The organism is Roseivirga thermotolerans (assembly GCF_014653175.1).
In the GTDB taxonomy this organism is placed as follows: Bacteria; Bacteroidota; Bacteroidia; order Cytophagales; family Cyclobacteriaceae; genus Roseivirga; species Roseivirga thermotolerans.
Window position 1 is genome coordinate 240,389 of the sequence record NZ_BNAG01000002.1, and the last position, 21,593, is coordinate 261,981.

The 21,593-nt window shown below is 43.4% G+C and carries 22 protein-coding genes; 10 read left to right on the plus strand and 12 right to left on the minus strand.

Annotation, left to right across the window (positions count from 1 at the left end):
* Positions 1–5 precede the first annotated feature (5 nt).
* The 9 genes from accB to pdxA form a co-directional block, all read right to left on the minus strand.
* Positions 6–482: an acetyl-CoA carboxylase biotin carboxyl carrier protein gene (accB, locus tag IE164_RS07005; protein WP_189629508.1), complete on the minus strand. Its 477-nt coding sequence runs from the start codon at positions 480–482 to the stop codon at positions 6–8.
* Between the two features lie 13 nt (positions 483–495).
* Positions 496–1,059, minus strand: a complete 564-nt coding sequence (gene efp / locus IE164_RS07010) for an elongation factor P (RefSeq protein WP_189629509.1) — start codon at positions 1,057–1,059, stop codon at positions 496–498.
* 22 nt (positions 1,060–1,081) lie between these two features.
* Positions 1,082–2,083, minus strand: coding sequence for a beta-ketoacyl-ACP synthase III (locus tag IE164_RS07015; RefSeq protein WP_189629510.1), 1,002 nt, complete (start codon positions 2,081–2,083; stop codon positions 1,082–1,084).
* Between the two features lie 167 nt (positions 2,084–2,250).
* Positions 2,251–2,442, minus strand: a complete 192-nt coding sequence (gene rpmF, locus IE164_RS07020) for a 50S ribosomal protein L32 (protein WP_189629511.1) — start codon at positions 2,440–2,442, stop codon at positions 2,251–2,253.
* Positions 2,443–2,472: 30 nt separating this feature from the next.
* The gene (locus IE164_RS07025; protein ID WP_189629512.1) at positions 2,473–3,003 is read right to left on the minus strand and encodes a YceD family protein; all 531 of its coding nucleotides are present in this window, start codon (positions 3,001–3,003) and stop codon (positions 2,473–2,475) included.
* Positions 3,004–3,294: 291 nt separating this feature from the next.
* On the minus strand, positions 3,295–3,933 hold the full coding sequence (locus tag IE164_RS07030; RefSeq protein ID WP_189629513.1) for a carbonic anhydrase: 639 nt from the start codon (positions 3,931–3,933) through the stop codon (positions 3,295–3,297).
* A 6-nt stretch (positions 3,934–3,939) separates the two neighbouring features.
* On the minus strand, positions 3,940–5,583 hold the full coding sequence (locus IE164_RS07035) for a SulP family inorganic anion transporter (protein ID WP_189629514.1): 1,644 nt from the start codon (positions 5,581–5,583) through the stop codon (positions 3,940–3,942).
* 79 nt (positions 5,584–5,662) lie between these two features.
* Complete coding sequence (locus IE164_RS07040) at positions 5,663–6,001, minus strand: hypothetical protein (protein ID WP_189629515.1); 339 nt, start codon at positions 5,999–6,001, stop codon at positions 5,663–5,665.
* 61 nt (positions 6,002–6,062) lie between these two features.
* Positions 6,063–7,088, minus strand: coding sequence for a 4-hydroxythreonine-4-phosphate dehydrogenase PdxA (gene pdxA, locus IE164_RS07045; RefSeq protein ID WP_189629516.1), 1,026 nt, complete (start codon positions 7,086–7,088; stop codon positions 6,063–6,065).
* Between the two features lie 81 nt (positions 7,089–7,169).
* Between pdxA and rsmA the strand changes: the two genes are divergently transcribed.
* The 8 genes from rsmA to IE164_RS07085 all read left to right on the plus strand — a co-directional run bounded on the left by rsmA (position 7,170) and on the right by IE164_RS07085 (position 16,080).
* A complete protein-coding gene (gene rsmA, locus IE164_RS07050) occupies positions 7,170–7,955 on the plus strand; it encodes a 16S rRNA (adenine(1518)-N(6)/adenine(1519)-N(6))-dimethyltransferase RsmA (RefSeq protein WP_189629517.1) in 786 nt (261 codons plus the stop codon).
* On the plus strand, positions 7,937–9,301 hold the full coding sequence (mgtE, locus tag IE164_RS07055) for a magnesium transporter (RefSeq protein WP_229838570.1): 1,365 nt from the start codon (positions 7,937–7,939) through the stop codon (positions 9,299–9,301). Before rsmA ends, mgtE begins: the two co-directional genes overlap by 19 nt.
* A gap of 2 nt (positions 9,302–9,303) precedes the next feature.
* The gene (locus IE164_RS07060; RefSeq protein ID WP_189629518.1) at positions 9,304–10,254 is read left to right on the plus strand and encodes an NAD(P)-dependent oxidoreductase; all 951 of its coding nucleotides are present in this window, start codon (positions 9,304–9,306) and stop codon (positions 10,252–10,254) included.
* A 126-nt stretch (positions 10,255–10,380) separates the two neighbouring features.
* Positions 10,381–10,857 (plus strand): transcription elongation factor GreA, encoded by a 477-nt coding sequence (gene greA, locus IE164_RS07065; protein WP_189629519.1) that lies wholly within the window; start codon positions 10,381–10,383, stop codon positions 10,855–10,857.
* A gap of 9 nt (positions 10,858–10,866) precedes the next feature.
* Positions 10,867–11,259: an HIT family protein gene (locus IE164_RS07070; RefSeq protein ID WP_189629520.1), complete on the plus strand. Its 393-nt coding sequence runs from the start codon at positions 10,867–10,869 to the stop codon at positions 11,257–11,259.
* Positions 11,260–11,518: 259 nt separating this feature from the next.
* The gene (locus tag IE164_RS07075) at positions 11,519–12,130 is read left to right on the plus strand and encodes an MCP four helix bundle domain-containing protein (RefSeq protein ID WP_189629521.1); all 612 of its coding nucleotides are present in this window, start codon (positions 11,519–11,521) and stop codon (positions 12,128–12,130) included.
* 130 nt (positions 12,131–12,260) lie between these two features.
* On the plus strand, positions 12,261–15,500 hold the full coding sequence (locus IE164_RS07080; RefSeq protein ID WP_189629522.1) for a S41 family peptidase: 3,240 nt from the start codon (positions 12,261–12,263) through the stop codon (positions 15,498–15,500).
* Between the two features lie 67 nt (positions 15,501–15,567).
* The gene (locus tag IE164_RS07085) at positions 15,568–16,080 is read left to right on the plus strand and encodes a hypothetical protein (RefSeq protein WP_189629523.1); all 513 of its coding nucleotides are present in this window, start codon (positions 15,568–15,570) and stop codon (positions 16,078–16,080) included.
* 161 nt (positions 16,081–16,241) lie between these two features.
* Here IE164_RS07085 and IE164_RS07090 read toward each other — a convergent pair whose 3' ends face one another.
* Both IE164_RS07090 and IE164_RS07095 read right to left on the minus strand, forming a co-directional pair.
* A complete protein-coding gene (locus tag IE164_RS07090) occupies positions 16,242–16,958 on the minus strand; it encodes an aspartyl/asparaginyl beta-hydroxylase domain-containing protein (RefSeq protein ID WP_189629524.1) in 717 nt (238 codons plus the stop codon).
* 27 nt (positions 16,959–16,985) lie between these two features.
* Positions 16,986–18,752: a tetratricopeptide repeat protein gene (locus IE164_RS07095; RefSeq protein ID WP_189629525.1), complete on the minus strand. Its 1,767-nt coding sequence runs from the start codon at positions 18,750–18,752 to the stop codon at positions 16,986–16,988.
* 130 nt (positions 18,753–18,882) lie between these two features.
* Between IE164_RS07095 and IE164_RS07100 the strand changes: the two genes are divergently transcribed.
* A complete protein-coding gene (locus IE164_RS07100) occupies positions 18,883–19,977 on the plus strand; it encodes an ABC transporter substrate-binding protein (RefSeq protein ID WP_189629526.1) in 1,095 nt (364 codons plus the stop codon).
* A gap of 8 nt (positions 19,978–19,985) precedes the next feature.
* Here IE164_RS07100 and IE164_RS07105 read toward each other — a convergent pair whose 3' ends face one another.
* A complete protein-coding gene (locus tag IE164_RS07105) occupies positions 19,986–20,660 on the minus strand; it encodes an aspartyl/asparaginyl beta-hydroxylase domain-containing protein (RefSeq protein WP_189629527.1) in 675 nt (224 codons plus the stop codon).
* Positions 20,661–20,926: 266 nt separating this feature from the next.
* On the opposite strand from IE164_RS07105, the gene IE164_RS07110 reads away from it, so the two are divergent.
* Entirely contained in the window at positions 20,927–21,511 is a 585-nt protein-coding gene (locus IE164_RS07110) for a phage tail protein (RefSeq protein ID WP_189629528.1), read from the plus strand.
* The last annotated feature ends 82 nt before the right edge of the window (positions 21,512–21,593 follow it).

Sequence of the window (21,593 nt, forward strand, 5' to 3'; positions counted from 1 at the left end):
TATTCTTAGGCAGGGTCTACCAAGAACAACGGTTGGTCGTATTCTACCGGAGAGGCATTTTCGACCAAAACTTTCACAATAGTTCCTGAAACCTCAGACTCAATCTCATTAAAGAGCTTCATGGCTTCTACAATACACACCTTATCACCGGCCGATACTGTATCTCCTACATTTACAAATGCAGGGTCTTCGGGCTTAGGCGATCTGTAGAAGGTACCTATCATTGGCGACTTTATTTCTACATATTTTTTAGTGTCTTCTGCCGGTTTTGCCGGGGTGGCTTCGGCAGGAGCCGGAGCAGCGGCCTGAGCCGGAGCAGCAGCTACCGGAGCGGGGGCAGGAGCCGCAGCTGGAGCTGAAACTACATGAGCTTCGGTATCTCTTTTTACCTTAATTTTGAATTCTTCCGTTTCAATATTCACTTCAGCCAAACCAGATTTGGCAATGAAGTCGATCATGTTCTTAATTTCTTTCGGGTTCATAACGAGTTAAGGTTTATTTTACACGCTCACCATACGAGCGGGTTCTTGTATCAACTTTAATTTTATCGCCTAAGTTAATGAATAATGGCACTTGAATTTCGGCTCCGGTTTCTAAAGTAGCAGGTTTACTGGCATTTGTTGCCGTATCGCCCTTTAAACCAGGCTCTGTGTAGGTTACTTCCAGCTCCACATAGGCAGGTAATTCGCAAGTGAGCGGCTGCTCTGTTTCTGCATGGAACAGAATATCTACTTCTTGTCCGTCTTTAATTAGGTCCGATGATTCAATCATGTCTTCAGGAATCATAACCTGTTCAAAGGTACTGCTGTTCATAAAGTGAAAACCGAACTCATCTTTAAATAAAAACTGATGGGTTCTTTTTTCTACACGGGCAGTCTCAATTTTGTGGCCGGCAGAGAACGTATTGTCTACCACCTTACCTGATTTAATGTTTTTAAGACGGGTTCTTACAAAGGCAGGTCCTTTGCCGGGTTTCACATGCTGAAACTCTATTACCATCCAAAGGTCATTGTTCATTACAATACAAAGACCATTCTTAATGTCTGCAGTAGTAGCCATGTATTAATACGAAATTAGTCTGTTACACTTTTGGATCATAAGCCCACTTTATCCAGATAGCCCCCCAGGTAAATCCGCCTCCAAAGGCTGCCAACACAAGGTTGTCGCCCTTTTTCAATTGAGACTCATAGTCCCAAAGACATAGAGGAATTGTTCCGCTGGTGGTATTACCGTATTTCTGAATGTTGAGCATTACTTTTTCTTCTCCCACACCCATGCGCTTGGCCGTTGCATCTATAATACGTTTGTTGGCCTGGTGTGGTACTAAGAACGAAATATCTTCTGCTACCAATTGGTTTTTCTCCATAATTTCTGCAGCTACATCGGCCATGTTGGTTACAGCAAACTTAAACACCGATGAGCCTTCCTGATACACATAATGCTCTTTATTGGCTAGTGTCTCGGCCGAGGCAGGTCTTCGGCTACCCCCGGCTTTCATATGAAGAAAAGGTGCGCCAGAGCCATCCGATCTTAAAATGGAGTCCATTACTCCAACACTTTCGGTGGTAGGTTCCAGCATTATTGCTCCGCCACCATCTCCGAAAATAATGCAGGTGGTCCTGTCTTCATAGTTAATGATAGAAGACATTTTGTCGGCTCCCACCACCACTACTTTTTTGTATTTTCCTGTTTCAATATACTGCGCTCCTGTAGTGAGGGCATATAAAAACCCCGAACAAGCAGCTTGCAGGTCGAAACCGAATGCATTTTTAGCTCCTATGGCGTCACCAATAAGGTTGGCCGTAGCCGGAAACACCATATCTGGCGTGGTGGTAGCACAAATAATTAGATCTATTTCATCGGGAGTGGTATTGGTTTTGGCTAAAAGTCCTTCTACGGCTTTAATACCAATAACCGAGGTGCCCTGATCTTCACCTTTTAATATTCTTCTCTCTTTGATTCCGGTGCGAGTGGTAATCCACTCATCGGTGGTGTCTACCATAGTCTCCAACTCTTTGTTGGTGAGGATGTACTCCGGTACATACCCCTGGACTCCGGTAATCTGAGCTCTGAGCTGAGTCATGCAGTTAAATTTGGTTGGACATGCAGATTTGAGTCATAAACGTCTGCCAATATAAGGGGAAAGGTTTCAGAATCACAACAGAAAATGGACATAAGCCACCCGGCCCCTATAAATGAAAATGCTCCTGAATAAAACAATCCAGGAGCAAGTATCTTTTCAGGACTGACTTAGGCCAATACCTCTTTTTCCATTACTACTTTACCTTTGTAGTAAAGTTTGCCTTCATGCCAGAATGCTCTGTGAGGCATGTGCATTTCGCCAGTTGTAGGACAAACTACCAGGTTTTTGGCGTGTAGTTTTTTATGAGTTCTACCTTTGTCCCTTCTGGTTCTGGAGGTTTTACGTTTAGGATGCGCCATTTCTTATTCTATTTAATGCTTTCGCTATTCTTATTTTTTCAAATTCTTTAAAGCCGCCCATCGTGGGTCGGTAGTGTCTTCTTCTTGTTCAATGTCTTTTTCCAATGCCGAACTGTAAACCATCTGACCTTCCTCCGTGTCCATTTCTTCATCCTCATACCTGGGGTGAAGTTTCTTCATAGGTATTTGTAACCCTATGAATTCAAACAGAATATTAGCCACATTGAGTACCTGAGTGTTTTTGTCTATGACAAATACATCTTCAGAGAGCTCCTTTTCTTCGTCTCCGTACTTGTAAATAATGTTGTGTTCTGTATTTACCGGAAAATCGAAAAGGTCCAGGCTTCGGTCGCAGCTTAGTACTACGGTTCCATCTATTTTATAGTTGACCTGAATCATACTATCTGATTTGTTAAGTGTAACTGCCGCAGCAAGTTTTCCTTCACTTAGCAAATCACCATCGAACATGTCAAAGAACTCATTCCCAATTTCAAAGGTGTAGTCATGAATACCATTTGAAAGCTTATAGATATGAATATCAAATCTTTTTGCGGCTTTCATGAATCACCATTTAAAATTCAGGAGTGCAAAGGTATGGAATTCATCTGTAATAGTAAAAGCTTCTTGAAACGAAGTTTTACCAAAATGCAAGAGAAAAAATAGAATTGTTGGCCAAAGCCTATGGTGTGTTGACTTAGGGGTATAAAAAGTTGATTGCCCGGAATAGGTGAAGTATTAGACTCAATCGCTATCAATTATTAAGTATGAGATCAGACAAAGAGCGATAAGGCTCTTTTGGCCTTATGAAGACAATTGTTTCACCTATTGCTTTCCGGGCAATTCAACTAAGTGTTATTCACCTGAATATTTATACACTTCTTGCAGCCCCTGGTTAGAGTTAATGGTATAGCCAAGGTCTTTAATGAGACCATCTTTGAGGCTATAAACCCAACCATGAATGTAAGGGAATTCTCCCTGATCCCATTCTTCTTGCAAGAAAGATACTTTAGCCAGGTTTTGTACCTGCTCTTTCACGTTGAGTTCAACAAAACGGTTGAATCGATCGTCCTCATTTTCAATCGCGTCTAACTCTTTGGCGTTGGCTCTGTAGGCATCTTTAATATGCAGTAGCCAGTTGTCTAAAAATCCGAACTTTTGGTTACTCATGGCGGCTTTTACACCTCCGCATCCGTAATGTCCGCAAACCACAATGTGTTTTACTTTCAAAACTTTTACGGCATAGTAAACAACACTTAAGAGGTTAGAGTCGGTGTGAACCACCATGTTGGCAATGTTGCGCTGCACAAAGATAGACCCCGGCATGGTGTCTGTAATCTGGGTGGCAGGAACACGTGAGTCAGAACAACCAATCCATAAAAATTCAGGACTTTGCCCTTTGGCCAGTTCATCAAAAAATGTGGGGTCTTTCTCTTTTACAGATTCTACCCATTTGATATTTCCCTGTTTGAGTAGGTTAATAGAATTAGACATGCGTTGTTATAGTTTAGGATTTATACTGTCAATTACTTTTAATTCATTTTCACCGTGCATTTTGGCCTCTTCGGAGGTAACTACCAATTGGCCCAATGACTGATTGAACCCGTTGAGGTCTAAATGATCTAACGGACTTATTTTGAGTTTTATGTTCTTGAATTTGGCACTTTCTTTAAAGTCGCTGATTATTTCCAGCACATCGTGCTCAATGAACACAGTCTTACTCGCATCTATAAACAGCTCGGCCCCATCGGGCACTTTGTTCAGCTCGCGTAAAATCTGGGCCTTATTCAGGAAAGTTACCTGTTCTGAAAGCACAATCTGATAGTGCTCGTCAGTGGCGTCATGGGTAGACTTGAGTACATAAGGATTCTTAAGGTTGGTGAGCAGAATATTGAATACGGCTACGGCCATACCTATGCCTATACCCACGAGCAAGTCGGTAAATACAATGGCAAACACAGTAACTACGAATGGAATAAACTGCAACCACCCTTTTTTATACATCTCTTTGAACAATGCAGGTTTAGCTAGTTTATAACCCACCACCAAAAGAATAGCTGCAAGACTGGCCAGCGGAATCATATTCATGATATTGGGAATGGCCATTGCTGCCAAAAGTATGAGCACCCCGTGAATAAGGGCTGAAAGTCTGGTTTTACCGCCCGACTGGATGTTGGCCGAACTTCTTACTATAACCTGTGTAACGGGCAGCCCGCCAATAAGGCCGGAAACCATGTTACCAATACCTTGAGCTCTAAGTTCCTGATTGGTAGGGGTTACTCTCTTTTGAGGATCTAGTTTGTCTGTGGCTTCTACACACAGCAGTGTTTCCAAACTGGCCACAATGGCTATGGTTATACCCACAACCCACACTTGCGGGTTGGTGATGGTGGAGAAGTCTGGTAAGGTAAACTGACCCAGAAAACCATTGAAGTCTTCAGATACAGGAATGTTCACCATGTGCTCTGAGGTAATCTCATAAGCACCACCGGCAAATAGCTTACCGAAGATAATGCCAAGAACCACTACAACCAATGGCCCCTGCACAATCTGGAATAGTTTGATTTTTTTCATGAACTTCTGCTCCCAAAGTATGAGAAGAAGAAGAGAGGTGAATGCAATAATAATGGCTCCGGGGCTAATGTAATCGACCATGTTCCAAAGCTCAGAGAAGGTGTTTTCCCCATCGGCCTGAACAAAATCCATTTCACCCTCAGGGTCTGCATCATAACCAAAGGCGTGAGGTATCTGCTTTAGGAAAATGATGATACCAATGGCAGAGAGCATACCCTTAATTACAGAGGTGGGGAAGTAGTAGCCGATAATACCAGCCCTGACTATGCCCAGTACAACTTGTAAGGCTCCCGCAATAACCACTGCCACGAGAAAGGTCTCAAATGAGCCAAGGTCTTCGATAGCAACGAGTACAATTACGGCCAAACCGGCTGCGGGTCCCGAAACCCCCAGACTGGAGCCACTAAAAGAAGTAACCACAATACCACCCACCATTCCGGCTATTATACCTGAGAAAAGCGGTGCTCCGGAGGCTAAGGCAATACCCAGGCACAGTGGAACTGCTACCAGGAATACTACCAGTCCGGCTGGTGCGTCTGATTTAATGTGTTTAAAAAGGTCTTTATTCATAGTTAAGAAAAATTGAAAAATTCAATGAGTAGCCCCTGTGGGCAACCAGATAATTAAAATAGTGTTTAATGTGGAAATTTTAAACCAATGTCCGTTCAGGAGGGGGGAGCAGAACCTTGTTAACGGCCGATGAACCCAGTGGTTGGCTTTGTGTGTAATAGTTGACTTTGGTAGTTGCAAAGAAAATATAACGCGTTTGAAAACCCGGAAACTCGTCTTTGTGAAGACCTTCTTTGTTTTCCTCTTTTTCGTTTTCTGTTTCTTCTTCCGCATCGGTTATTTCACAGGCCAACTCTACGGCATTGTCCGATGCTTTAATGTACGTATCCATTGCCAGGCACCCTGTAAAGAATAGCAAAAACAGTATGGTGATGGTTTTAGCCAAAATAGTTGATACTATGTCAATGGTACGAGTCAATGGCTTATACGTTGCTACTATCGATAGAAGTCTGAAATTATTCGATAAAAATACGGTTTTCTTACGACTGTTGTGTCATTCGATTGACCCAAATATCTCTGGCCATGTAAATGGCCGCCCTCATACTTTGCTCATTGGCCAGGCCTTTGCCGGCAATGTTGTAGGCTGTTCCATGGTCAGGAGAAGTACGCACAATACTCAGTCCGGCCGTAAAATTAACCCCGTCTTCAAAGGCAAGGGTTTTAAAAGGAATAAGCCCCTGATCGTGATACATAGCCAACACACCATCGAACTTAGTTTGGCTGGCATTGCCAAAGAAACCATCGGCAGGGTAGGGGCCAAATACCAATTCGCCCTTTTCTTTGAAGGCATTAATCACCGGGCGTATAATTTCGTTTTCCTCGGTTCCCAGCAGGCCATCTTCTCCCGCATGCGGGTTTAGCCCCAAAACAGCCACTTTGGGCTTGGTAATGCCAAAATCTTTCTTCAGAGACCTTAGCATAAGCGATGCTTTTTTCTCAATTACTTCCGCAGTAAGTCTCTCTTTGATTTGTGCTACCGAAATATGGCCCGTGGCTACTCCAATTCGCATTTGCTCACTACAGAGAAACATAAGGCTCTCTTCGGCTCCAAAAGTTTCGGTAAAGAATTCCGTGTGGCCGGGAAACTGAAAAGAATCGCTCTGAATATTGTTTTTGTTGATTGGTGCTGTAACTATGGCATCAATCTTTCCCTCTTTCAAATCCTGACTGGCTTGCTGTATGGCTGCCAGTGCCAAAGCCCCCGCCTCTTTGGTCTCTTCGCCCGGGGTCACTTCAATATCCTCTACACAGTTAATTACATTGAGTTTGTTGTATCGAATCTGATCGGCCTTTTGGGTTTGGTTAAACACAAACTTCTCAATGTCTAGCAGGGTTTTGTAGTGAGAAAGCACCTTTCCATGCCCATAAACTACCAGATTTACCTGATTGAAAATTCTGGCATCGAGTGCCGACTTGATAATCACTTCAGGACCAATACCGTTTACATCGCCAATAGTTATACCAAGTGTGGGCAGTTTTCTTTCTTCTCGCTTAGGTTCATGCATGTTTTGGTGCTCTTTCCTTAGGGTTTGAATCGAAGTTCTAATTTTGTGCGCAAATTAAGCTTTTTTAAATAAGTTGTGACAATGTCTGACGTAAGACCAAAGAAACATTTAGGGCAACATTTTCTAAAAGATTTGTCCATAGCAGAGCGCATAGCCAATGGCCTTACAGGGCATGGAAATTACCGAAGCGTGTTGGAAGTAGGCCCCGGTACAGGGGTGCTCACCCAATTTTTATTAAAGGGCGAGCATAATACCTGGGTAATTGATATAGACAAAGAGTCCATTGCCTATTTACACGAGCATTTTCCGGAGCTTCAGCAACACATTATTGACGGAGATTTTCTCAAGTACAACTTTTTAGATCATACCGGAGAACCGCTGGCCATCATAGGTAACTTTCCTTACAATATTTCTTCGCAAATATTTTTCAGAATACTGGAAATGAGAAACCAGGTTCCTGAAGTAGTTTGCATGATTCAAAAGGAAGTGGCCGACCGAATTGCCGAGCCTCCAGGTTCGCGTACTTATGGCATTTTGAGTGTGCTCCTTCAGGCCTACTACGACATTGAGTATTTGTTCACCGTAAAGCCCGGAGTTTTTAACCCCCCACCCAAGGTCAATTCGGGTGTTATCCGATTGAAAAGGAACCAGACAGAGCACTTAAACTGCGATGAAGACCTGTTTAAACGAGTGGTAAAGGCGGGTTTTCAAATGAGACGGAAAACGTTGCGCAACGCATTAAAAGCTATAAATTTGCCGGCAGAGTTGGCAAACGACCCAATCCTTGACCTACGGGCCGAAGCACTTTCAGTTAATCAATTTGTGGACCTAACCAACAAGATAACAGCGTGTCGTCAGAACGAGTGACATTTGAGCTTTCCAAAGAATATCTAGACCTGATGCTTCAGGCGATAGAGCGGAAAGACGATGCCTTTATCCGCGACACCATGGAAGGAGTGAATCCGGCCGATATCTCTGCCTTGCTCGATGAGGTGGAGTCTGAAGAAGCTCGTTATGTTCTCGATGTGCTCAACAATGCTGTGGGAGCAGAGGTAATTGAAGAGCTGGAAGAAGACACCCGAAAGGAATTTCTGGAAGAACTCCAACCCCATGAAATTGCCCAGTATATCGTAGAAATGGAGTCTGATGATGCCGTTGACATCATCAACGATTTGCCTGTAAAAACCAGAGAAGAAGTAATTGCCGCTATAGATGACCCTGAAAGTGCTGCCTACATTCAGGAACTGATGCGCTACGATGAAGACTGTGCCGGTGGTTTGATGGCCAAGGAAATGATTGTGGCCAATATTAACTGGACAGTCATTCAAACCATTGATGAGATTCGCAGGCAGGCCGAAAACGTAGAGAAAATCTACTCGGTATATGTGGTAGATGATAAAGGTAAACTCCAAGGCAAGGTGTCGGTGAAGAAAATCATTCTTTCAAAAGACAAAACCTTTATCAAAGACATTTATGATAGCGACATTATTCATGTAGAAACCTACATGGATGAAGAAGAAGTGGCAGCCATAATGCGTAAGTATGATTTGGATGCCGTACCGGTAGTCAATTTGCAAGGAAGATTGGTTGGACGAATAACCATCGATGATATTGTGGATGTGATTACCGAACAGGCCGAAGAAGAGCGACAGCTAATGTCCGGTATTTCGGGCGATATTGAGGAAGACGATACCATTTGGGCTATCTCTAAAGCAAGACTGCCCTGGCTACTCATAGGTCTGTTGGGGGGAACTCTGGGGGCTTGGGCCATTGGTTTTTTCGAAGGAGACCTGGAAAAAAACGCTGCCCTGGCATTCTTTATTCCGTTGGTTATGGCTACCGGTGGCAATGTGGGTATTCAATCATCGACCCTCATTGTGCAAAGCCTTGCCAACAAATCGGCCTTTGAAGACACTTTCTCCAAGCGAATTGCCCGCATGTTTTTGGTAGCCATACTCACAGGCATAGTACTGGCCCTTATTAGTTTCTTAATTGTATTCCTTTGGAAAGACGATCAGACCCTCGGTTCGGTGGTAGCCATTTCATTGGTTTGCGTGGTAATGCTAGCTTCTTTTATGGGTACTACAACCCCTTTGGTGCTCGATAAGCTAGGCGTAAACCCGGCACTCGCTTCAGGGCCGTTTATCACCACCACCAACGATATCCTCGGAATCATCGTTTATCTGGCAATTGCCAATCTATTATTACCCTAGTCATGAAGAAAAAGTGTCTCATTATTGATGATATGCACGAGAGCATTGTGCCTCTCTTAGAAGAAATTGGTATAGAACCTCATTATGCACCTAAAATTAGCCGAAGCGAAATCCTCGATTGTATCGGTCAGTTTGAAGGAGTTTTGGTAAGAAGCAAAACCACCATAGATAAGGAATTTATAGACAAGGCCACCAAACTCGAGTTCATTGGCAGGGCGGGTGCAGGCCTCGATAAAATTGACGTAGCTTATGTAGAAGCTCGTAACATTGAAATACTCAATGCTCCGGAAGGTAATCGTGATGCCCTGGCTGAACATGCCATGGGCATGCTGCTCAATTTGTTGAATAAAATCAATGCAGCCGACCGGGAAGTAAGAAATTGGGTGTGGGACAGAGAAGGCAATAGAGGCGTAGAGCTCTCCGACAAAACAGTAGGAATTGTTGGCTATGGCTATATGGGGCAAGCTTTTGTGCAACGATTAAGAGCTTTTGACTGCCGCATATTAGTGTATGATAAATTTAAAAAGGGTTTTGGTACCAAAAAGGTAGAAGAAGTGAGCCTGGAAAAGCTTTTCCAGAAAACCGATATTCTGAGCCTGCATGTGCCATTGACAGAAGAAACTCGTGGGTGGATGAATAAAACCTTTTTTGAGTCGTTCCGAAAGCCCGTTTATCTTCTCAATACTGCCAGGGGCGAAATTGTGCCCATAGCCGATTTGTTGTCTTTGCTCGACTCAGGGAAAATATTAGGAGCCGCTCTCGATGTGCTCGAAAAAGAAAAATTCGAAGCCCTGACCTCCGAAGAAAAGCAAAGGTTTGAGAACTTGTTCGCTCGAAAGAATGTAGTACTATCGCCACATGTTGCCGGGTGGACCTTTGCCTCCTACAAACGAATCAATGAAGTCTTGGTGAGTAAGATTGCCGGTTACTATCGTATCGACTGGAATCGCTAACTTTCCACTTAACTTATTTTTGCTAACTTTGTAGCTATACAATCGCTCAAGGGCGATTTTATTTGTTTAAGGCGGTTTCAGTTTGAGACCGTTGTTTTTTTGTGTGAACACTAAAATATTATAGATATGTCAAGTGTAAGTTATTACACCGAAGAAGGTTTGCAGAAGTTGAAAGATGAACTTCACGAACTAAAAACCAAAGGCAGGGCCGATATGGCAAGGCAAATTGCCGAGGCCCGCGACAAAGGCGACCTGAGTGAGAATGCCGAGTATGATGCCGCTAAAGATGCTCAGGGCCTGATGGAAATGAGAATTGCCGAACTGGAAACGCTGGTTGGCAATGCCAGAATTAGAAAACAGGAAGATGTAGATCTTTCTAAAGTGTCCATTCTTTCGACTGTGAAAATTAAAAACGTAAAGAATGGAATGACCGTAAAATATACCCTGGTTTCTGAAAAAGAGGCCGATCTTAAGTCGGGTAAAATCTCTTATGAGTCGCCAATAGGTAAAGGCTTGCTCAATAAAAAAGTAGGTGAAATTGCAGAGGTGAACGCTCCGGCCGGAAAGTTGGAATTTGAGATTCTGGAAATAACGCTAGACTAAGCTTTTACAATGGCAAGTATCTTCACCAAAATCATTAACAGAGAAATTCCGGGTCACATAGTGGCAGAGAACGATCATGCTATTGCTTTTTTAGACATTAACCCGCTCAATGAGGGACATACATTAGTGGTGCCTAAAAAAGAGATAGACAAGCTGTTCGATTTGGATGAAGATACTTACCTCAATCTTCAGGCCTTCACTTTTCAGGTGGCAAAAGCCATAGAAAAAGCTATCCCCTGTCTAAGGGTGGGGGTGGCTGTAGTGGGCCTTGAGGTTCCCCATGCACACATACACCTTATTCCTCTGCACGGCATGCACGATATTGACTTTGGCCGGCCAAAGCTGAAGTTGTCTCCCCAGCAATTCGAAGACATTCGCCAGCAGATAGCCTCTCATCTATAGTTTTCTTAGCGCAAAACCTGTTTTCTGCCCCTTTCTTTGACCCAAACAGCTGTATGGCCGGGGTACAGAAAAAAACGGCATCTGTTTCCATAATCGGGTTCGGTAAAAATCTGATTTTGGAATTTTGCCGATTCCTTTATCTTTTCGCTTAAAATTGTGCGAACAAAATCCAATTTTTGGAGAAATCGTACGCACTGTATAAATGAGCGTTACCATAGACTATGTGGCCTATGGTTAAATAAATTCACCTATGAAAACAATGGCAGACAAATTGAAATGGACGGCCGGATTGCTGGTGGTCTTCCTTCTTATTTTAGCGACTAATCTCGTAGACCGGCAGCATTTTAGACGAGTGAAAGAATCGGTTGTTACCATTTATGAAGATCGGCTGGTAGCCAAAGACCTGGTATTTGAGCTTACTTTGCTGGTTGAGGAAAAACGTCTGGCCATTCTGCGCGATGATTTGGCCTTTTTTAATGGTCGGTCTAAAATGGTCAATGACTCCATCGGTCAGTTTGTAGAGCAGTTTTATGGTACCCGCCTCACTCGCGAAGAGAAGGGCTTTCTCGATTCGTTTGCCAGCCATATGAAAGAACTTAGGGTGCTGGAAGCCGATTGGGCCTCAAAAAATAAGAATGCTCAAGAGGCCAAGTCAGTATTCTTAGGGAGAATAGATGCCATGGAAAAAGACCTTTATGCGCTCTCTAAAATACAGTTGGCAGAAGGTAAGAGGCAGTTACAGAAGGCCACTAAATCGGTAGATGCCATGGACTATCTTACTCAGTTGGAAGTTATAGCCCTGGTAATTATTGGTCTCTCCATTCAGATTATTGTCCTATACAAGCCCCGAAACAAAGAAGAAAATACCTGATAAGAAGCTGTTTTTAGTACAGACAAACGTTGCATTGACCTTCGGTCGATTTTAATGAGGGCTTGTGGAGTTCTTTCTTCCTCCTTAAGCGCAGTTTTCATAGATTGGGCTTTCTAAAAAAATTCAATTCATGAAGAAACTCTTTACACTACTTTTTTCCCTGACCCTTCTGGCACTCAATGCCCAGGAAACGCCAAAGTGGATTCGATACCAGTCTATTTCGCCCAACGGTCAGCAAATTGCTTTTACTTATAAAGGCGACTTGTATGTGGTGCCGGTTGGTGGCGGAGAAGCCAGGCAGATAACTTTTCACGAAGCGCATGATTATATGCCCGTTTGGAGCAGTGATGGTCAAAAGATTGCCTTTGCATCTGACCGATACGGCAACTTTGATGTATTTGTGATGAGCGCCAACGGAGGCCCTGCTACAAGACTCACCTATCACTCTAACGATGAGAGCCCCTTTACTTTTTCACATGACGACCAGTCGGTGATTTTTGGAGCCCAACGCATGGATACAAAGGAGCACCGTCAGTACCCCACAGGCTCGCAGCCTGAGCTATACAGTGTGCCGATAAAAGGAGGAAGAGTAGATCAGATTTTTACCATTCCTGCCGAATATGTGCAAGTGAGTAAGGATGGCAATACCATGATCTACCACGATAAAAAAGGAGGTGAAAACGAGTGGAGAAAGCACCATACCTCTGCCATAACAAGAGATTTGTGGATTTACGACAAAGCTTCAAACACACACAAAATGCTCACCAATAGAGCTGGCGAAGACAGGCAGCCTGTTTTTTCTGCCGATGAGCAGTCAGTTTATTACCTAAGCGAAGCCAGTGGAACTTTCAATGTGCATAAAATGAGCCTGGCTAACCCATCACAAAGCCAGCAGCTAACATCTTTCGATTTACACCCCGTGCGGTTCCTGAGTTTTGGAGGTGGCACTCTAGCCTTTGGCTATGACGGAGAGTTATACACCATGCGCGAAGGCGGGCAGCCTCAGAAAGTGAATGTGACCATACGCACACAGGAGAAAACCAATAAAGACAAGTTTATAAGTATTAATGGCGGTGTTCGTGAAATGGCGGTTTCTCCCAACGGAAAAGAGATTGCCTTTGTGGCCAGGGGCGAAGTGTTTGTAACCTCTGTAGATGGGTCACTCACCAAACGAATTACCGATACGCCCGAAGCAGAGCAGTTTGTTACTTTCAGCCCAGATGGGAAGTCGGTAGTGTATGCCGCAGAGCGCAACGGTAAATGGAGCATTTTTAAGTCAACCCGGATCAGAGAAGCCCAGGAGCCATTCTTTTTTGCTTCTACTCTTTTGAAGGAAGAGCCCATGATTAGCGGAGAGGTAGATGCCTATATGCCTAATTTCTCGCCCGATGGAAAGAAACTGGCCTACATAAAAGACAGAAGAAATTTGGTGGTTAGAGATGTGGCTTCCGGAAACGAAGTGAGCCTGCTTACACAGGACGACCTCTTTCACATGAGAGACGGAGACAAGTATTTTACCTGGAGCCCGGACAGCAAATGGTTGCTGGTAGACTGGAGCAAGCTGCTGAACAATAGCGAAGTGTTGCTTTTGGCTGCCGATGGTTCTCAACGAGTTAACCTTACAGAAAGCGGTTATTACGATTCGTCTCCTAAATGGGTAAATGAAGGCAAGCAAATGATATGGTTTAGCAACCGGGACGGACTCAAAAGTTTGGCTACCAGCGGCAGAAGTCAGAGCGATGTATACACCATGTTCTTTACTCAGGAGGCCTATGACCAATTCAATATGAGCAAAGAAGATTATGAGCTCATGCAGGAGATAGAAAAAGAAACCAAGAAGAAGGAAGAGCCTAAAGAGGAAGATGGTGATAAAAAGAAAAAGAAAGAAGAGCCGAGAAAAGAAGAGAGTAAAGACCTGAAGTTTGATTGGGACGGAATGAAAGAGCGCAAGGCAAGACTTACCATTCATTCCTCATACCTGGGCGATGCAGTACTTTCTAAAGACGGAGAAAAGCTGTACTACCTGGCCAGCTTTGAGGCCGGACAAAACCTGTGGGTTACTAACCTGAGAACCAGGGAAACAAAGCAGGCCATTCGCTTGAATACCGGTTTTGGTTCAATGACCTGGGATAAAGACATGAAAAATCTCTACCTGTTGAGTGGAGGTAGGATTTCTAAAATTGACCCCGAAAGTGGTAAACAAGAAGGGATTTCCATTCGAGGCGAAATGACTTACGATGAAGTGGCCGAGAGAGCCTATATGTTTGATCATGTGTGGATTCGTACTAAAAACATTTTCTATGAGCCAACCTACCACGGTGTGGACTGGGAGCTCATGCGCAAAGAATACGCAAAGTATTTGCCCTCTATTGGCAATGGCTATGAGTTTTCAGAAATGCTTTCAGAAATGTTAGGCGAGTTGAACGTTTCGCATTCAGGGGCACGCTATGGTAGCAGTATAGAAAACGCAGATGCAACAGCCTCTTTGGGCATCTTCTTCGACTACAAACATCAGGGGAATGGCATACGCATTACTGAAGTAATTAAAGGAGGCCCTCTTGATAAGGCCAAATTCAATGTAGAACCGGGAATGATTATCCAGAAAATTGATGGAGAAACCATTACTCCCGATCGAGACATAGCTGCCTACCTCAACAGAAAGGCCGATAAGTTTACGCTACTGGAAATAACCGATGCGAAGGGTGAAAATAAACAGGAAATCACCATGAAGCCCATTTCTCTGGGAGCCGAAAGAGGATTGCTCTATGAAAGGTTTGTTCGTATCAACGAGGCCGAAGTCAAAGAGAAGTCCAACGGAAAGTTAGGATATGTGCACATTCCGGGCATGAGTGACGGCCCTTACCGTAGCATATTTGAAGATATGCTGGGCAAATACTATGAAACCAAAGGAGTAATTGTAGATACCCGCTTTAATGGCGGAGGCGATTTGGTTGCCGATCTGGCTATGTTCTTTACCGGAGAGCCATTTATAACCTATGCCACGGCTGCCAAAGTAGTAGGGGGAGAGCCAACCTCGCGCTGGACCAAGCCCACGCTGGCTATGTTCAATGAATCGAACTATAGCGATGGTCATTGCTTTGCACAGGGCTATACCGATCTTAAAATTGGTACTACGCTGGGTATGCCCGTACCGGGTACCTGTTCATTTGCCGGTTGGGAAGGTCTGCCTAATGGTGGTCGCTGGGGAGTAGTTCCGGTAAGTGCCAAAGATAAGAGCGGCCGCTGGATGGAAAATCTGCAAACCGAGCCGGATATCAAAATAAAGAATATGCCGGGCCTAATCGATAAAGGTAGAGATGAGCAGCTGGAAAAAGCTATTGAAACGTTGTTGAGAGAAGTAGGAAATTAATCTGTGTGTGGTTATGCGTTTGGCTAGATTGCCAAACGCATAACCACTATTTTTTAGAAAGGCTTTTATGGTACCTGCGGTAGATAGAGGTCAGGTGATTTTTAAGATCACCACCTTTCTTGAGCAAATTGGTTTGTCTGTTCGAGAAGCTATTCTCACCGGTGAAACCTTTGTTCCCGGTATTCGCATCGATCAAGGCATAATTCTCTATGATGAGTCAAAACTTACTTATCCGGGAGACCTTCTCCATGAGGCAGGTCATTTAGCTTTGATGAAACCCGAAGAAAGAGCATGTGCGTCCGGAGACCTGGAGCCGGGGGAGGGAATGAATATTAATAGTCTGGAGCCGGCAGCTATACTTTGGAGTTATGCTGCACTAAGGTATCTTGATTTAGATCCGCATATTGTTTTTCATGAAAACGGATACAAAGACTCTTCAGAATGGTATATAGAAAACTTTGAGGCTGGGAATTACATAGCACTACCACTATTGCAATGGATGGGCCTATGCAGAAGCGAAGAGGAGGTTGCCAAAGGCAGGGCAGGGTTCCCTGTGCTTACGAAGTGGCTCAGAGATTAAGAATCAGATTAAACTAGTTGCTTTCCTATTCACAGTGCCATTCTATCGGAATTCTGCATTCTTTTAAATAATAATCGCGATAGAAGCTGTTTAAGGAGCGGGTCTGCTCCCAGATGAAAGCAGTGAGCACATGTATAGTTCCCACTTCAATAATGGATTATTCAGGCAATCTCATTCTCAAGTCCATATTTGCTAATGAGCTTCTTAGCCAGATCGGTAGAAGTTTCGCTATTCATGGATAGAAGCGATTTAATCATCTCTATTTTGGCAGACTTGGGCTGGCTATCCATTGGGTCTGGTGCTTCTTCTCCTGTACTGATGATACCTTCTTTTTCGAATAGAGAAGCTAGCCAGTCATTTACCTTCAGGTCAATTACTAAGTGAATTCGATCGGTTTGGCCGCCATTGTAAACACTATGCAACTCATTAAAATTGGCAAACCAGCATTCCCCCTCTTTCATGGGTAATTTTTCTCCTGCAACAATAAACTCAATTTGCGGATTGGTTTGCAATGGAATATGCAAACGAACGAGCCCGTCAAAAAAGCTTAGGCTGTGGTCTGAATGCTCTTTTATATGGCTTCCGGGAGTCAATTTGAGAATTCTGACTGCCGTTTTTTCGCAGTGGAAGTAGTCCAGTATGGACTGAGTGGAGCTCATTAAGCCGGAATATTCAGTGTCTTGATAACTATCACTTTGTTGATCTCCGGCACTCAATTCGTGCCGGGCATCAACTGGTTTTCTTAAAGAAAGACCGCTCCATTCCCCATCATAGTAGCCGGTATTGAAATGTTTCTGGCATTCAACGGATAAAGATTGAAACTCCTTGAGTATGGGTTTGTAGTCGAACCGAAATGAAAAACGATGACTTGGTTTCATACTTCGCTGTGGATTTGGTCTGGCTGGCTATTCATTGACTATTCTGGCATTTTCAAACCAGATTTTGATGTCGTTATAGCACAAAGTAAGTCCAAGAACATCGCCTTTTTTGCCAGCTAACTCCTTGTCAAAAAAAGCAATGGCTTGCCCCCAGTGATTGTCCTTTCTCTCTGGAGCACTAGAGATAGATATGTCATTGGTTAGGTTCAGTTTGAACCAAAAGGCCACACCATGAATATTGTCATTCCGGGTTATTTCAAACTCAAGCTCTACTCTTTGGCTATGATTGCCCGGAATGGTTGGCCAGGGCTTTTCGAAGTTCACATGAAGTAAATCCTTTTCATCGGACATAAACTCATGCTCCGTAGCCGATAGCTTCATAGACAGATAGGCTTCAGCTACGCGAAACTTATTGAAAGGAGACAAATCGAAGCCCGAGATGTCTTTTATGGGATGAATTTGCTTTTGTTTCGGTAGGCTAATTATGCGGCCAACTACATTGGCCGATTGGGGAATGGTTTTGCAACCTGGTGCTCCTAAAGCTTCAATGGCATGTCTAAATGAAAATACGGCATGCTCTCCCAGTAGTCCTGAGTCGAATATTTCGGCCACAATAACATTTGGTTTTTCTTTCAGGTCGTTCGGTGGTATTTGCGTAGAGTATTTTTTAAAGAGCGTAATTTTTTCTGAGTATCCGTTTTTCTTGAAAATGTCTAGTGCCGCTTCGGCTAGCAAACCTGAACTCTCGCAGGTATATACATGTTTTGCACCAGCTCTTGCGGCCATCATGGAGAGAATACCACTCCCTGTACCAATGTCAAGAACCACTGAGTTTTCTTTTACCACCGATTCTATAGCCTTTTGGTATGCCTCGTTGCGCTCAAGGTCTGAGAGCATCTCCATGTGCCAGGGAGGAACGAAACGGGTATATATTTGGCTGCGCTTGTTTTTAATTTCCTCGTTTCCGGGGGCTAAATCCAAAGCTTTGGTATAGGCCTCCAAAGCCTTTTCAAAGTTGCCTAACTCTTCATACAAACCCGCCATTTGAACTTGAACCTGAACATTGTGCTGATAGGTTTTTCCCATTTCATCAAGCAAAGAAGCTCCCTGAGCTCCCTGCCCGTTAGAAATGAGAAACCGGGCATACTCAAAAGTGGTTTCCATGAATTGAGGCCCGAGTTCGAGCGCTTTTTTAAAGGCCTTTTCTGCTTCCGCAGTCCTGCCGGCAAGCGAGTATAACCGGGCAAGGTACAGATGGGACTGATGAACTTGAGGAGCTTTACGGGTGAGCTCATTCAGTAGTGCTTCTGCCTCCTGAAGTTTCCCTTCTTTAGCTTTTAAATCGGCCAGATACAAATAAGCATCGGGTATTACCGGCTCTTCTTGCAACAAGAGTTCCAGTATACTCAGTGCCTGACTTTTCTCACCCAGCATGTCGTGTACCTGGGCAAGCTGTAGGCTAACTTCTTCTCTTTGTGGTTTTAGTCGGCTGGCTTTGAGAAGGTAATCTTTGGCCGATTTAAGATCATTGATTTGCGTATACAGATAGCCCAGGTTGGAGAGACTCTCAAAATGATTAGCATCAACCTTCAGAGCCTGTTTCCAATGATTAATAGCTTTTGCTGCATTGCCTTTGTGAGCAGCAAGAATGCCCAGGTAAAATGAGGCATCTATGTTGTCAGGCTCTTTATGGTAAATTTCATTGAGTAATGACTCCGCTTCTGATAGGTTGCCGGAGTTAAAGTGCTTTAAGGCTTTTTCCAGATCTTCATGCATTGTATTGTGTGCATTCATGTAGTTTCGTTTTTTTAGGATTTCTAAATTAAAAGATAAAAATCTGACTTAAGACTTGAAATCGGATTCTTTTTCCACAGTTTTGTCGGAACCTTAATGCCAAACTATTCAATAAACAAATACATACCGAATGACTGATTTTACCCTTGGTGTACTTCTTCCCAGCTCATCTATTCTTCCTATGGCTAAACGTTTTAAAAGTGGGCTAAAGCGTGCTGCTAAAGAAGTGGGTATAGAACAAATGGAGTTAGAATTTATTGGCAACGGAAACCCTCGATTGGTGGAGGAGGTCATGAGGAAAATGACTGAATTTCATGAAGTCGATGCCATTACCGGTATTGTATCTAACCAAACTCTGGCTTTTTGTTCAAAAGTATTCGAGTCGGCTGGTGTTCCTATTGTGGTGAATAATTTGGGAGGTCATTTGCCAGAGCTAAAAGACCTGCCCAATAATGTATTTATTAACTCAGACCACATCTGGCAGCAAATGTGGAGCTTAGGTTATTGGGGCACTGAGAAGTTTGGTTCAAAAGGAATGCTAGTAGGCGGAGTATATGATATGGCCTATAATTTCACCAAAGCAATGGATCTTGGCATGAAAAAGGCCAACCCTGATTCCAAGTGGTCTTTTGCCGTAACAAGACTTCCTCAGGGAGTAGACAATCTTTCAGACCCGTCAGTAGTACTCGATTACATAGAAAAAGATTCTCCCGACTTTCTTATTGCTGCATTTTGTGGGGAGGAGGCGCGGCTGTTTATGGAAGGCTTTATTAATAGAAAGCTCCACCAAAAAGTGCCTTTGCTTGGGCTGCCTTATTTACTTAGAGACCTATCTTTTGAGCCCGAAGAGGCATTTAAAGTGTATTCCACTACACTTACCATGGGAGCTTCGCAGCCGCAAGAGGTAAACTGGTTTAATGGAGATGTTTTTGAAGCCCTTGGTTATGAGTCTGGGGTGTTGTTGGGTGCTAGTCGTGATGGGGGAGGAGTTTTACAGCTTTCGGGTATTGAAATAAATTCTTCCAGAGGAAGTTTTGTTCCGTCCAAAGCTCTGAGAGGAGAAGAAAGTGTGATTCATTTGGTTGAACATTTATATAAGGGTAAAGTAGCTTCCACCCAAAGTACCCTTGGCCGGCAACTAAGAACAGCAGCCCTTCATGAGCTCAATATTCCCCATTCCAATATGGTCGATTCCGGTTGGTTCAACCCATACCTTGGGTTGTAGCTCTGACGCTATGCGCTTTCTCTATTCTTTAGTTCTTGTTCAATTTGGGCAATGACCAGTTCATTGGCGTTGGAATTCATATTTATTAAGAGCTGCTTCATTTCTTGAAGTTCTTCTTTTTGCATTCTCGAATACCCGGTGCCAAATGAAGGGGTGTAGTTGGCCTGAGAAAAAATATTGTCCCACCAGGCATTTCTTACACAATCCATTACTATATGTATTCTATCATGGTCACTTTCATTTCTTATCTCATGAGGCATGTCTAAATCCAGATACCAGCATTCTCCTTCCTGCCAGTCCACGGGTTTGTCATTCAATAGAGTAAGCATTCCATTAGGGTGTGAAACCGGAATATGAATTCGAAAAACACCGTTTTCATAATTTCTGGCTATGTCTCTATGTCTTCTAATTACACCTCCGGACCTGAGTATGTGAATTCGGTACGTTTCCTTATCAGACTTAATGCTGTTATATATTTTGAATAACTCGGGAAACTTAGTTAAAAGCTCATTCGGTATAAACCCTCCACTCTTTAAGTCAGGAGTTACGAGGTGAAGTGAAAAAAGCATGTCACGATCTACGAAAGGGTTGTAAATATCGTGGTAAAGTTCTCGGTCGATTGAATCGACCTCTTGTTTCAGTAGAGATGAGTTGAACCTGAGGGGTAGCTTAATAGATGTCATGTGTGTTTAATTGTTCTGCGTATTGGGTTGGTTAGAATTCCAACGAATATATGGTATGTTGATACCAATAAAAACTAGAGATGGTTGAAAGTCTTCATGCCAATTTAAAGAGCCAGGGAGTTACCTGGTTTACCAAAAGTTATCAACGATAGGGTCAATTAGTATTTATCTGCCGAATCTAACCAATGGCAAAATCATTTTAGGAACTCTTGATTTAATTCGTTTACTTAATCAAAATTTTTTTTCAACAGTAAACATTAAATACTATGGAACCTTTTATAGGTCAAGTTATGCTTTTTGCGGGCAATTTTGCTCCCCGCGGATGGGCTTTTTGTGAGGGGCAGTTAATGGCTATTTCATCCAATACTGCACTTTTTTCAATCTTAGGGACTACCTATGGCGGAGATGGAAGAACCACCTTTGCCTTGCCCGATTTAAGGGGCAGAGTGCCAATTGGCCCTGGGACAGGCCCTGGATTACCAACTTACAGGCTAGGGCAAAGAGGCGGCTTGGCAAACACTCAGTTAACGGTATTGAATATGCCTTCGCACAACCACTTGGCGAGTATGGATAGTGTTAATGGTATAGTGACAATTCCTGTAAATGCCAATTCAGGCGATGAAGATGAAAGTGATCCTTCTAAAGGTGTGCTGGCCAACACGGGAAATGATATTTTTTCATCTGCGCCAAGTTCAAATTCTTTCTACAATGGTGGAAGTGTGGGTGTTCAATTTGTGGGGTCGCCAACTGTGGGTTTAACAGGGGGTAGTCAGCCGTTTAGTAACATGCAGCCCTACCTGGCCATCTACTACATCATAGCTTTGTTTGGAACATTTCCTTCAAGAAATTAATCTGATTGAAATACTATCTTAAGGCCTCTGTCTCTCTTGGCAGAGGCCTTGTCTTACTTAAATTGACTTAGGTCTGAGATGA

Bases quoted from the DNA above. Each gene is read 5' to 3' on its own strand.
- accB (WP_189629508.1), bottom strand. From the start codon at position 482: ATGAACCCGAAAGAAATTAAGAACATGATCGACTTCATTGCCAAATCT.
- efp (WP_189629509.1), bottom strand. From the start codon at position 1,059: ATGGCTACTACTGCAGACATTAAGAATGGTCTTTGTATTGTAATGAAC.
- IE164_RS07015 (WP_189629510.1), bottom strand. From the start codon at position 2,083: ATGACTCAGCTCAGAGCTCAGATTACCGGAGTCCAGGGGTATGTACCG.
- rpmF (WP_189629511.1), bottom strand. From the start codon at position 2,442: ATGGCGCATCCTAAACGTAAAACCTCCAGAACCAGAAGGGACAAAGGT.
- IE164_RS07025 (WP_189629512.1), bottom strand. From the start codon at position 3,003: ATGAAAGCCGCAAAAAGATTTGATATTCATATCTATAAGCTTTCAAAT.
- IE164_RS07030 (WP_189629513.1), bottom strand. From the start codon at position 3,933: ATGTCTAATTCTATTAACCTACTCAAACAGGGAAATATCAAATGGGTA.
- IE164_RS07035 (WP_189629514.1), bottom strand. From the start codon at position 5,583: ATGAATAAAGACCTTTTTAAACACATTAAATCAGACGCACCAGCCGGA.
- pdxA (WP_189629516.1), bottom strand. From the start codon at position 7,088: ATGCATGAACCTAAGCGAGAAGAAAGAAAACTGCCCACACTTGGTATA.
- rsmA (WP_189629517.1), top strand. From the start codon at position 7,170: ATGTCTGACGTAAGACCAAAGAAACATTTAGGGCAACATTTTCTAAAA.
- IE164_RS07060 (WP_189629518.1), top strand. From the start codon at position 9,304: ATGAAGAAAAAGTGTCTCATTATTGATGATATGCACGAGAGCATTGTG.
- greA (WP_189629519.1), top strand. From the start codon at position 10,381: ATGTCAAGTGTAAGTTATTACACCGAAGAAGGTTTGCAGAAGTTGAAA.
- IE164_RS07070 (WP_189629520.1), top strand. From the start codon at position 10,867: ATGGCAAGTATCTTCACCAAAATCATTAACAGAGAAATTCCGGGTCAC.
- IE164_RS07075 (WP_189629521.1), top strand. From the start codon at position 11,519: ATGGCAGACAAATTGAAATGGACGGCCGGATTGCTGGTGGTCTTCCTT.
- IE164_RS07080 (WP_189629522.1), top strand. From the start codon at position 12,261: ATGAAGAAACTCTTTACACTACTTTTTTCCCTGACCCTTCTGGCACTC.
- IE164_RS07085 (WP_189629523.1), top strand. From the start codon at position 15,568: ATGGTACCTGCGGTAGATAGAGGTCAGGTGATTTTTAAGATCACCACC.
- IE164_RS07090 (WP_189629524.1), bottom strand. From the start codon at position 16,958: ATGAAACCAAGTCATCGTTTTTCATTTCGGTTCGACTACAAACCCATA.
- IE164_RS07095 (WP_189629525.1), bottom strand. From the start codon at position 18,752: ATGAATGCACACAATACAATGCATGAAGATCTGGAAAAAGCCTTAAAG.
- IE164_RS07100 (WP_189629526.1), top strand. From the start codon at position 18,883: ATGACTGATTTTACCCTTGGTGTACTTCTTCCCAGCTCATCTATTCTT.
- IE164_RS07105 (WP_189629527.1), bottom strand. From the start codon at position 20,660: ATGACATCTATTAAGCTACCCCTCAGGTTCAACTCATCTCTACTGAAA.
- IE164_RS07110 (WP_189629528.1), top strand. From the start codon at position 20,927: ATGGAACCTTTTATAGGTCAAGTTATGCTTTTTGCGGGCAATTTTGCT.